Origin of the sequence: Fibrobacter sp., from assembly GCA_024398965.1 — a bacterium.
Taxonomy (GTDB): domain Bacteria; phylum Fibrobacterota; class Fibrobacteria; order Fibrobacterales; family Fibrobacteraceae; genus Fibrobacter.
The window spans coordinates 1-11,650 of record JAKSIF010000065.1 but is presented as its reverse complement, the minus strand read 5'-3'; the positions used below and the strand labels follow the sequence as shown (position 1 = coordinate 11,650).

The window sequence follows — 11,650 nt, the reverse complement described above, 5'->3', positions numbered from 1 at the left end:
CATCCCTGAGCTTCAGTACGAAAGCAGGGGATACAGAAAGTTCATCAATACCCATGCGCAGGAAGGTTTCCGTGAGGCTTGTATCCGCTGCAAGTTCACCACAGATGCCGATCCATTTTCCGTGCCTGTGTGCATTCTCCGCTGCCATTTCGATCAGGCGCAGAACTGCTTCATGATGGGGATCACAGAAACGGTCGATCTCCGGATTCTGCCGGTCGCAGGCGAGGGTGTACTGCGTGAGATCATTTGTGCCGACACTGAAGAAATCCACCATCGGGGCGAGCCGATCGCTGATGAGCGCCGCTGCCGGCGTTTCGATCATGATGCCAAGCTCCGTGTCCTCCGCGTATTCGATGCCGTCATGCCGCAGCTCTGCTTTGACTTCATCGCACAGGATGAGGATCTCTTCCAGTTCCCATACATTCGCAATCATCGGGAACATGATGCCCAGATTGCCGAACACCGATGCTCTGAACAATGCTCTCAGCTGCGTCCGGAACACCTCCGGCCGATTCAGACAAAGACGGATCGCGCGGATGCCGAGTGCGGGATTTTCCTCCTTCGGCATATGGAAATACTCGCACTGTTTATCCGCACCGATATCCAGCGTGCGGATGATGACCTTCTTGCCGGCCATGCTTTCCAGTACCCGCTTATAGATCCGGAACTGCTCCTCCTCGGAGGGATAGTCCGTATTTTCCAGATAGAGGAATTCACTTCGGAACAGGCCGATGCCGCCTGCATCATTCAGCAGCACCGCACCGATGTTGTCCGCACTGCCGATATTCGCGTAGATGTTGATCTTTCTGCCGTCAAGCGTCATGTTTTCCTTGCCCTTGAGCTTCTGGAGCAGTTCCTTTTTCTCAAGATCCTCCGCACGTTTCTGCTGCGCTGCGGCAATGGTTTCCGCATCGGGATGCAGGATGAATTCACCGGTAAAGCCATTCACCACGGCAGGGTCGCCGTCCCTGATCTCGGAGAGGAATGCCTCTCCCACGCCGACGATGGCAGGGATATTCATGTTTCTTGCGAGGATCGCTGTGTGCGAATTGGAAGAACCATGTGCCGTCACAAATGCCAGCACCCTGTCCTTGTCAAGCGTGACCGTTTCACTGGGAGCTAAATCATCCGCACAGATGATTACCGGTTCATCCGACTGTGCTTCCGTGCTTTCTTCATTTGTTAGGCAGCCTATGATACGGTTGGAAATATCCCGTACATCGGCGGATCTTGCCTGCATATAGGCATCGTCCATTGCCGCGAACATCTCCGCAAAATTATCCCCTGTGATCGCAACGGCATATTCCGCATTAACATTCTGGGCTGTGATCATTTCTATGATAGCGTTGTTATAGTCCTCATCCTCCACCATCATCATGTGGATTTCAAAGATCGCCGCATTCGCTTCGCCGACCTCACGCAGTGCCTTTTCGTAGATCTCCTGAAGCTGTGCTGTTGCTTTTTCCTTAGCCGCTTCAAGGCGTGCAAGCTCCGCGTCAGTGTCGTCGATCTTTACGCGCTTGACCTGAACGTCCTGCCGTTTAAAAACCGAAATGCTTCCGACAGCAATTGCGCCGTAAACGCCTTTTCCCTGGTATTTTACCATAAATCTCATCCCCTGTCTTTGCAGAATTTATTCTTATAATTTTCCATTGCCTTTTCAATTACGGCAATAGCGTCAATCGGACCGCCTATTTCTTTAACGTCAGTTTTCTTGCTTTCCAGCTGCTTGTAAACGGAGAAGAAGTGCTTCAGCTCTTCAAAAATATGCTTTGGAAGCTCTTTCACATCGGTATATGCCATGTATGTCGGATCTCCATAGGGAATGGCAATGATCTTCTCATCGCCCATTCCCCCGTCCTCCATATACATAACGCCGATAGGATAGCTTCTTACAAGTGTCAGCGGCTGTATCGGCTGGGAGCAGAGGAGTAGAACATCCAGCGGATCATTGTCGTCGCCGTAAGTGCGCGGGATAAAGCCGTAATTCATGGGATAATACGTTGCTGTGAAGAGGACTCTGTCCAGTGACAGCATTCCTGTTTTCTTGTCCAGCTCATATTTCATGTTGCTGCCCTTGGAAATTTCAATGATTGAAACAAAATCTGTGGGATAAATACGATCTTCGTCAATGTCATGCCAGATATTCATTGCAATATCTCCTATGTCCCTGAAATGTCAGATTACAGATTTGCTTCGAGGAAGCTTTTCATCTCTTCCAGTGCAGCGTCTTCATTGCCTCCGTTTGCTGTGACAGTGATAGTATCACCGCATTTTACGCCCAGCCCCATAAGTGCCATGAGCTTTGTGGCACCTACTGTCTTTTCCCCCTTGGTAATTGTGATCTCGCTGTCGAATGCCTTGGCGGTCTTTGCCAGCATGCCTGCCGGTCTTGCGTGGATGCCCAGTTCGTCCTTAATGGTGTAAGTAAATGTTCTCATAATGATTCTCCTTTTTCACAAATTTGGTAATTTTATTATATCACAGCCTGCCGGAAGAATGCAAGTCTTACTGCATTCTTCCATAGATCTGTGTTGCTTTGCGGATCTCCTCTTGCAGCGTATCCGGCAGATCCGTCGGAAGCAGCCGCCATTTCCAGTTCGTTCCCACTGTTGAGGGAACATTGATGCGGCTTCTGTCGTCCAGTCCCAGCCAGTCCTGCATGGGAATGATGCACAGCTTTGCACGGCTTCGCAGGATCAGGCTGATGAAGACCCTGTGCAGCTTCTCCTCCGGTGTATACGCATCGCAGAGATATTCTCTTGCCATGCTGCGTTCTTCCTCGGTGATCGTCTGAAACCATGCAGCAATGGTCTGGTTGTCGTGCGTTCCGGTATAGGCAACGCAGTTGTCATCGTAATTATGCGGAAGATAGTCATTCCGGCTGCCGGTATCACGGCTGTCAAAGGCAAATTCCAGTACCTTCATATTCGGAAAACCGCTGTCCTTTACAAGCTGACGTACACTGTCCGTCATAAACCCGAGATCCTCCGCAATGACCTCACGCTTTCCGAGTGCCGCTTCCACTGAACGGAACAGATCCATGCTCGGACCTTGTTCCCAGTGTCCGTTCTTTGCCGTTTTATCGCCGTAGGGAATCGCATAGTATTCATCAAAGCCACGGAAATGGTCGATTCTGACCACATCATACATCGCAAAGCATTGACTTAGACGTTCGATCCACCATCTGAAGCCAGTTTTCTTGTGATAATCCCAGTCATACAGCGGATTGCCCCAGAGCTGTCCATCTGCTGCAAACCCATCGGGCGGACAGCCTGCCACGGCTTTCGGGAGTCCTGTTTCATCAAGCCGGAAGAGATTGGGATTTGCCCACGCATCTGCACTGTCAAAGGCGACGTAGATCGGAATATCCCCGATGATCCGGATGCCGTTTGCATTCGCATAGGCTTTCAGCTTGTTCCACTGACGGAAGAACTGGTATTGCAAGAATTGGTAGAAACCAATTTCCTCCGCAAGTCTTTCACTCCATTGCTTCAGTGCATCCTTTTTTCGCAGGCGAATGTCCTCGTCCCAATGCTCCCACGATACACCGCCGAAATGATCTTTCAGTGCCATGAACACTGCGTAGTCCTTCAGCCACGGCTGTGATGCAGCAAATTCCAGAAACGCATTGTCATTTTCCGTCCGGCGATATGCCTTTCGCAGGATTGCGTAGCGTGTTTCATAGAGTCCGCTGTAATCAATGCTGTCCGTATCGGGCAGTGCCGCCGCTTTGCATTCTTCCTGTGTGAGCAGATGCTCTTCGCACAATGCATCGAGGCTGATGAAATAGGGATTTCCTGCAAAGGTCGAGAAACTCTGGTATGGGGAATCTCCGTAGCTGGTCGGTCCAAGTGGCAGGATCTGCCAATAAGACTGTCCTGCATCTTTGAGAAAATCCACAAATGCGTATGCCGCCTTGTCAAAACATCCGATGCCGTATTTTGACGGCAGGGAAAAGATCGGCAGCAGGATGCCTGCACTTCGTTCCATCATCCCTCACTCCTTTCATAGTTTATAATCACGCCATAATGATCGGATACAATGCTTCGGTTCGTTTCGTTGAAGATGACTTTAGAGGAGAGGATCTCCGGCATATGGCGGCACCAGATCTGATCAATGCGCATACCGTCCGTATCGGTGATTTTGTTCTTCCAGCCATCAATGATATGCCCGACGGTGATGCCGCAGTCCTTTTCCTTTGCAAGCAGATAGCTGTCATGCCATCCAGCTTGGCGAATCATGTCGTATCCCTCGCCACGCACCTCAGCAGGACTGTTGAAATCGCCCATCAGCCAGATATGCCGGTACTGTTCCAATGCCGCCTGCGTCCTCTGCCACTGCCCCTTAAAGGGTTCCTCCGGATCATCCCACCAGCCGTAATGCACGCTGAAGAACCATTTCTCCGGTGTGGCTTCTGTACGGATGCCGAGAATTTTGCGGGTTTTCCAGTTGTTGTAATCGTCGATCTCACTTGTCTGCACGATTTTTGTTTCGAGGATGGGACTGCGGCTCATGAGGGCAATGCCCTCATCGTATTTGTCATAGCCCTTTTTCAGCGGCAGCCATGTCCAGAAATAGCGAATGCCGCACTTTTCCAGAAGCTCTGCAACGCTGCGGACATGATTGTCCTGTCGGATGGTAATGCCCTGCGTACAGGGGATGTACCCCTGCGCAGATTTGACGGGCATTTCTGCGATGGTCTGGTTCACTTCCTGCAATGCAATCACATCGGGCAGTTCCTCCGCTGCTGCCTGCACGAATGCTTCCAGCTTTTCAGAATAATGTTCCTCCACAAGACTGTGGGTATTGAGTGTCAGAAGTTTCATAATCCACCTTACAGAATATCGTTGATATCGGATTTGAGGACATCTGCCTTCGGGCCATAGATCGCCTGAATGCCGGTTTCCTTCTTCACAAGACCAAGGGCACCTTCCGTCTTCCATGCATCCTTATCAGCCACAAGATCGGGATTTTTGACCGTTACACGGAGTCTTGTCATACAGGCATCGACCAGCTCGATGTTTTCCCTGCCACCCAACAGTGCGATGATGCGTTCGGGCTGACCATCGGAAGATGTCTTCTTCTCGCCGGATGCGGCTTTCTCCGCACCCTCTGCAGTATAGTTGCCCATCCGTCCGGGGGTGGCAAACTTGAATCTCCCGATCATGAAATATGCCACAAAATAACCGATTGCAAAGAATACCACAACCGCAATCAGGAAGTTGATGATATCTCCCGTCAAACCTGCCTTGACGGACATCGGCACACGGGTCAGGAATTCCAGATTGCCAAAGGAATGCAGTCGCAGATCAATGATGCCAGAGAGTGCAAATGCACAGCCCTGCAGGATGGCATAAACGATATACAGCGGCAGTGCGCAGAACATGAACATGAATTCAATCGGTTCTGTCACGCCTGTAAGGAATACTGCCAGTGCAGTGGAAATGAACATGGAACGGTAATTTTTTCTCTTATCCGCATCAGTTCTGCGGTACATGGCAAGTGCAATACCCAGCAGGAGACCGGTTGCGCCGATCATCTGACCGACCTTGAAGCGTGCGGGGGTCACTCCCTCCAGAAGTGCCTGATAGCCTGCCATATCGCCAGCATCCTTGAGATTAATGAGGTCTGTTACCCATGCCAGCCAAAGCGGATCTTGTCCGAATACCTCTGAACCCGCACTGACGCCTGTAAGGATTTCATATGTACCGCCGAAAGAAGTATAGTTCATCGGGATGGTCAGCATGTGGTGCAGACCGAACGGCAGCAGCAGACGTTCCAGTGTACCGTAGATGAACGGAGCAAGAACGGGAGAAGTGTCCGAAGAATTAGCAATCCAGATGCCGAATGCATTGATGCCGGACTGAATGAGCGGCCAGATCACAGCCAGTCCCAGAGAGATGATCGCCGACCAGACAATGACCATCAGCGGCACAAAACGCTTGCCGTTGAAGAAAGAAAGTGCATCGGGGAGCTTGCGGAAATTATAGAATTTATTGTATACCGTGCCGCCCACGAAGCCCGAAATAATGCCGATGAACACACCCATATTAAGTGCCGGTGCACCAAGGACGGATGTAAAGTAATTCTCTACCAGCATTTCTTGTCCGAACAGGGAATGCACCACCGCGTTCGGGTCGGAAAGCATGTCGTTCGTCACGCCAAAAATGACGCCGGTGATATTATTGATCAGGATGAATGCAATAATCGCTGCAAATGCACCGCCTGCTTTTTCCTTTGCCCATGAACCGCCGATTGCCGCCGCAAAAAGGATGTGCAGATTGTTGATTACGGCCCAACCGATGTTTTCCATAACGCTTCCAATGGTTGCTACAGCGTTAATATCCGCACCCGCCATACCTACGAGTTTACCGAGGCTGATCATGAGACCTGCTGCCGGCATTACAGCAATTACTGTCATCAGCACCTTACCAAGCTTCTGGAGGAAATCAAAGTTAAAGCCTTTTTTCTGCTTCGGCGCAGGCTTTTCCGGTTCGCTTGCTGCTACTTCCGGCTGCTTTGTTTCTTCCGCAGCTTCCTCGAATGAAAGCAGTAAATCGCCAACTTTCACAGTACCACTTGTGACATGCATTGCCAGATCATCTGCACCGTCACAGACCAGCACGGGCGTGATGAGGTTAATCCCCTTTTCCTTTAACAATGCAATATCCACCTCTGCGACAAGATCGCCCTTTTTCACCTTGTCGCCAACTGCAACCAGGGGCTTGAAGCCCTCACCTTTCAGTGCTACGGTTTCCAGACCGAAATGCACAAGAATCTCCAGCCCATCGTCCGAGCTGAAGCCATAGGCGTGATTGGTTTCCGCAATAGAAGAAATTTCGCCGTCCACAGGGCTATAGATCTTCCCGTCCGTCGGGATCACTGCACAGCCGTCACCCAGTACTCTTTCTGAAAATACCGGATCCGGTACGCTGTCCAGTGTGACCGCCGTTCCGTTCAGCGGCGAATGAATCTTCAAAAGCTTGCTCATAATCATATCCTCCTTTTTGTTTTGCAATTGCACGATTGCACTGTGCGATTTTGCATTCAATTTATGCAATAATAATAACACATTTCTGCAAATCGTGCAATAGTTTTCAGAACTTTTTCTCAGCGTTTGAAAAAATTCAATGATTCTCACAAATTGCAAGTTCGATTTTAATGCATTTCAACCATGTTAGAATGCACTTCAATCGTGATTTGCATTGCATGAAATTTTGCGAAAAATTCTGCAATTCCATTGACATTTTTATGAAAATGCCTTATAATAAGTATAACGTTCAAATAAGAAAGTAGGGAATTGTATGTCCGTTACATTAAAAGATGTTGCAGCACTTGCGGGGGTATCTCCATCCACTGCATCAAGAGTCTGCAAGAACCATCCGTCCATCAGCCGTGAAACCAAGGAAAAAGTCCGCAAGGCAATGGAACAGCTCGGCTATGAGCCGTCTACACACTCAGCCGAACCGGAAGCGGTCAGACGCACCATCGGTATCATTCTGCCACCATCGCCGAAGGAATCGTTTGAAAATCCCTTTCACCTTGAGGTGATACGTGGCATCAGTCAGTTCAGTAATCAGCATGGCTACATCAATACTGTCATTACCGGACAGGATGAGGACGAAATCCTGCTTGCACTGACGAACATCGCTAAAAGCGGACAGGTCGACGGCTATATTGTCACCTACTCCAAACAGGATGACCCGATTATTGACTATCTATACAGCGAGGGGCTTCTGTATGTTGTCATTGGCAAGGCGCATCGTTTTGCGAATCAGACGGTCTATGTGGACAATGATAATGTGCTTGCAGGACAGGAAGCTGCGGAATATCTGCTTGCAAAGGGGCATACCAATATTGCATATCTTGGCAGTGACGGGAATCTGATGTTTTCTTCTGACCGCAGAACAGGCTATCAGCTTGCACTCCTGAACAGCGGCATTGCCGTTAATCCGGAGAACATTGTGGAACTGCCGTTCATTCCGGAAGAGAATCTCGCATCGGTACAGGCACTTTTCCAGAAAGAAGATCGCCCCACAGCGATCCTTGTCAGTGATGATCTGTTTGCCGTTGCACTCGAAAGGGTCTGCATTGAAATGGGCATCCGAATACCGGAAGATTTGTCAATCATTTCCTTCAACAATTCCCTTTTTGCCCGTATCACATCACCATCGCTGACTTCGATCGACATCAATTCCGTGCAGCTTGGCATCGAAGCGGCATCACAAGTGATCAATCACATTGAAAATCCCAATCTTCTCGCCACGAAGATCATCGTTCCGCATAAACTGGTGGAACGCAATAGCTGCATAAACAGATAAATAAGCGGCTGTACGGAGGTTTCTCTCCATACAGCCTTTCTTTTACAGTTTCCAGATGTCCCTGTTATATTCCGCAATCGTCCGGTCAGAGGAGAAGTACCCTGCCTGTGCGATGTTGACGAGCATCTTTTCTGCCCATGCCAAGCGGTTTTCATAGTCCGTATAGGCGGATTCTCTCGCAGTCACATAGCGCTCAAAATCGGGGAATGTCATGAACCAGTCCTTTGTGGTCAGTTCCTTGAACAATCGCTCCAGACGCACCTTGTCACCGATTTCCGAAAGTGCTTCACCTATGATGAAATCCACTGCTTTTTTGAGGGTCGAATTTTCGGCGCAGTACTGCTTTGCATTGTAGCTGCCGTTCTTGTAGCGTTCCACGACAGTATCACTGTCATCGCCGAAGATATAGACATTCTCATCCCCCACAAGTGCATGGATCTCCACATTTGCACCATCCTCCGTGCCGAGGGTCACTGCACCGTTCAGCATGAATTTCATATTGCCAGTGCCGCTCGCTTCCTTGGAAGCAAGAGAGATCTGTTCCGAAATGTCACATGCCGGAATCAGCTTTTCCGCCAGAGTTACGTTGTAGTTTTCGACCATGACAACACGCAGATACGGATTGACTTCGGGATCGTTTCCAATCAGTTCCTGCAGGCACAGAATCAGATGGATGATGTCCTGTGCGATGGTATATGCCGGCGCTGCTTTTGCACCGAAAAGGACAGTAACTGGTGTATTTGGTGTCTTGCCGGACTTGATTTCCAGATATTTGCAGATGACATACAGTGCATTGAGCTGCTGGCGTTTGTATTCATGCAGTCGCTTTACCTGAATATCGAAGATGGAATCTGCATTGAGGGAAATGCCCTGTGTCTTGAAAAGATACGCCGCGAGCTGGTTCTTTTTCTCATGCTTGACAGCAAGCAGCTGATTCAGTACCGCTTCATCCTGACGGAATGCGAGCAGTTTTTTCAGTTCCTCCGCATTCTGTTTCCAGCCATCTCCGATCAGCTTCGTGATGAGTGCAGACAGCTCCGGATTGCTGTGCATCAGCCATCTGCGGAACGTGATGCCGTTGGTCTTGTTATTAAATTTCTCGGGGTAGAGCTTGTAGAAATGCTGTAGCTCCTCATTCTTCAGGATCTCCGTGTGCAGGGATGCCACACCATTGACGCTGAAGCCGTAATGGATGTCGATGTGCGCCATATGCGCACGCTCTTCCTTATCGATGATATATACGGACGGATCATCGTATTTCCGGCGAATTTTGTTATCAAGTACTTCGATGATGGACATGAGCTGCGGGACAACCTGATTGAGCTGGGAGATCTTCCACTTTTCGAGTGCCTCTGCCAGAATTGTGTGGTTTGTGTAAGCACAGGTGCGGCTGACGATGGAGATGGCGTCATCCATCGCGATGCCCCTTTCCATGAGCAGACGGATGAGTTCCGGAATGACCATGGTCGGGTGGGTATCATTGATCTGGATCACCGCATAATCCGGCAGATCATAAAGATTGCAACCCCGTGCGGTACATTCGTCCAGAATCAGCTGTGCACCTGCGGATACCATGAAATACTGTTGGTAGATGCGCAGGAGTCTGCCGGCTTCATCGCTGTCATCGGGGTAGAGAAACAGTGTGAGATTTTTTGCGATTTCGGATTTATCAAAGTCGATGCCGTCCCTTACGACAGATTCATCCACGCTCTCGATATCGAAGAGACGCAGCTTATTGGTCACACTGCCATAGCCCGTGACATGGATTTCGTAAAGCCGTGCGGTGACTTCCAAATCACGGAATTTCACGGGATAGGTGATATCCGTGCGGTGCAGCCAGCTGTGATCATCCAGCCACGGATCGGGAATGGTTGTCTGTGCATTCTCCGCAAAGACCTGCCGGAACAGTCCAAAGTGGTAATTCAGCCCGATGCCGTCACCATGCAGTCCGAGGGTTGCGATGGAATCGAGGAAGCAAGCCGCAAGTCTCCCAAGACCGCCGTTGCCTAGGGAGGGTTCGTGTTCGCTTTCCTCGATGTCGCAGAGCTCCTTTCCGGCAGCAGCGAGCTGCGCTTTCACATCCTCGTAGATGCCGAGGTTGATGAGGTTGTTGGAAAGAAGCTTTCCGATCAGGAATTCTGCGGAAATGTAATAGAGCTTCTTTTTGCCGGAGGGATGGCATTTCTGCGATGCCATCGCATCGGTTTCTTTCAGCAGGGCAGCGTAAATTTCTGCATTGCTACATTCGCTGATGGATTTGCCGTAAGCTGCAAGCAGTACTTCATTTAGATTCATATCATTCTCTCCTTTATATGGATTATGTATCACTAGTATGATACTATTGTACCATCTTTTTGAGATTTTATCTTGCAGCATACGGCTTCTTTTTTGCACAATACTATCTTTTTGCAAAGGAATGATATTTTTGAACCTTACAAATTATGAAATCTATCATGAAGACAAAAGCCACACTTCTCCGGAATTTCCCTACAATACCTATCTGTGTTCCATTCCGTTGGATTTTTCTGCGGTGAATATGCATTGGCATGAGGAAGTGGAGATCATTGTCATCAAGAAAGGGATGGGAATCATTTCTGTTGATCTTATTGAATATGAGGTACAAATGGGTGATATTGTTTTCGTTATGTCCGGACAGTTGCACTCCATCCAGCAGCTGGGAAATCATCTGATGGAATATGAAAATATCCTGTTCAAGCCATCTCTCCTGCGTTCCGGCGGATGCGATCTTTGCTGGGAGAGCTTTTTGACGCCGATGCTTTCTGCGGCTGTCGGCGCTCCGTCCGTGATCCGACAGGGTGATAGAGGATACCATGAAATTGCAGAAGAAATTGACCGGATCGACCAGCTCTGCGATGCAAGACCTGCAGGATACCAGCTTGCGGTCAAGGGGCATCTGTATCTGCTGTTCCATCATCTGCATGCACAGTGCAGTGCCTCTGAAAGCAGACCGCCCCGAAAACAGCTGGAGAAGCTCAAAACGATACTTTCCTATGTTGAGACACATTATGCCGAACTGATCACCATAGAGGATATGGCAAGCGTTTGCTTTTACAGCAAATCCTATTTTATGAAGTTTTTCAAGGAAAGCATGGGGACGGGGTTCATTTCTTATCTCAATGATTTTCGTCTGGAGATTGCCGCACGGATGCTTCTCGTAGCCGACACAAATATTCTGGACATTGCTACTGCATGTGGTTTTGAGAATCTGTCATATTTCCAACGTTCTTTTAAGAAAAAATATGGGGTGACACCCGGCAGATTCAGAAAACAGTAACCATAAAATGACCGTCAAAAAATCCCACTGA

At 49.2% G+C, this 11,650-nt stretch carries 9 protein-coding genes; 2 read left to right on the top strand and 7 right to left on the bottom strand.

Going from position 1 to position 11,650, the window contains the following annotated elements:
- From ptsP to MJZ26_13580, 6 genes are all read right to left on the bottom strand, one after another.
- A partial coding sequence (gene ptsP / locus MJZ26_13605; protein ID MCQ2106813.1) for a phosphoenolpyruvate--protein phosphotransferase occupies positions 1-1,606 on the bottom strand: 1,606 nt, incomplete at its 3' end.
- Between the two features lie 5 nt (positions 1,607-1,611).
- A complete protein-coding gene (locus MJZ26_13600) occupies positions 1,612-2,151 on the bottom strand; it encodes an inorganic diphosphatase (GenBank protein MCQ2106812.1) in 540 nt (179 codons plus the stop codon).
- Positions 2,152-2,183: 32 nt separating this feature from the next.
- Entirely contained in the window at positions 2,184-2,441 is a 258-nt protein-coding gene (locus tag MJZ26_13595) for an HPr family phosphocarrier protein (GenBank protein ID MCQ2106811.1), read from the bottom strand.
- A 67-nt stretch (positions 2,442-2,508) separates the two neighbouring features.
- Entirely contained in the window at positions 2,509-3,996 is a 1,488-nt protein-coding gene (gene malQ / locus MJZ26_13590; protein MCQ2106810.1) for a 4-alpha-glucanotransferase, read from the bottom strand.
- A complete protein-coding gene (locus MJZ26_13585) occupies positions 3,993-4,829 on the bottom strand; it encodes an endonuclease/exonuclease/phosphatase family protein (GenBank protein ID MCQ2106809.1) in 837 nt (278 codons plus the stop codon). The genes malQ and MJZ26_13585 overlap by 4 nt, the downstream gene beginning before the upstream one ends.
- A gap of 8 nt (positions 4,830-4,837) precedes the next feature.
- A complete protein-coding gene (locus MJZ26_13580) occupies positions 4,838-7,144 on the bottom strand; it encodes a PTS transporter subunit IIBC (protein MCQ2106808.1) in 2,307 nt (768 codons plus the stop codon).
- A 163-nt stretch (positions 7,145-7,307) separates the two neighbouring features.
- On the opposite strand from MJZ26_13580, the gene MJZ26_13575 reads away from it, so the two are divergent.
- The gene (locus tag MJZ26_13575) at positions 7,308-8,324 is read left to right on the top strand and encodes a LacI family DNA-binding transcriptional regulator (GenBank protein MCQ2106807.1); all 1,017 of its coding nucleotides are present in this window, start codon (positions 7,308-7,310) and stop codon (positions 8,322-8,324) included.
- A gap of 42 nt (positions 8,325-8,366) precedes the next feature.
- Here MJZ26_13575 and glgP read toward each other — a convergent pair whose 3' ends face one another.
- Positions 8,367-10,619 (bottom strand): glycogen/starch/alpha-glucan family phosphorylase, encoded by a 2,253-nt coding sequence (glgP, locus tag MJZ26_13570; protein ID MCQ2106806.1) that lies wholly within the window; start codon positions 10,617-10,619, stop codon positions 8,367-8,369.
- 130 nt (positions 10,620-10,749) lie between these two features.
- On the opposite strand from glgP, the gene MJZ26_13565 reads away from it, so the two are divergent.
- Positions 10,750-11,619, top strand: coding sequence for an AraC family transcriptional regulator (locus tag MJZ26_13565; GenBank protein MCQ2106805.1), 870 nt, complete (start codon positions 10,750-10,752; stop codon positions 11,617-11,619).
- The last annotated feature ends 31 nt before the right edge of the window (positions 11,620-11,650 follow it).

What these genes read in the sequence shown, in the direction of transcription:
- MJZ26_13600 (MCQ2106812.1), bottom strand. Translation starts at nt 2,151, where the DNA reads ATGAATATCTGGCATGACATTGACGAAGATCGTATTTATCCCACAGAT.
- MJZ26_13575 (MCQ2106807.1), top strand. Translation starts at nt 7,308, where the DNA reads ATGTCCGTTACATTAAAAGATGTTGCAGCACTTGCGGGGGTATCTCCA.
- MJZ26_13585 (MCQ2106809.1), bottom strand. Translation starts at nt 4,829, where the DNA reads ATGAAACTTCTGACACTCAATACCCACAGTCTTGTGGAGGAACATTAT.
- MJZ26_13595 (MCQ2106811.1), bottom strand. Translation starts at nt 2,441, where the DNA reads ATGAGAACATTTACTTACACCATTAAGGACGAACTGGGCATCCACGCA.
- malQ (MCQ2106810.1), bottom strand. Translation starts at nt 3,996, where the DNA reads ATGATGGAACGAAGTGCAGGCATCCTGCTGCCGATCTTTTCCCTGCCG.
- glgP (MCQ2106806.1), bottom strand. Translation starts at nt 10,619, where the DNA reads ATGAATCTAAATGAAGTACTGCTTGCAGCTTACGGCAAATCCATCAGC.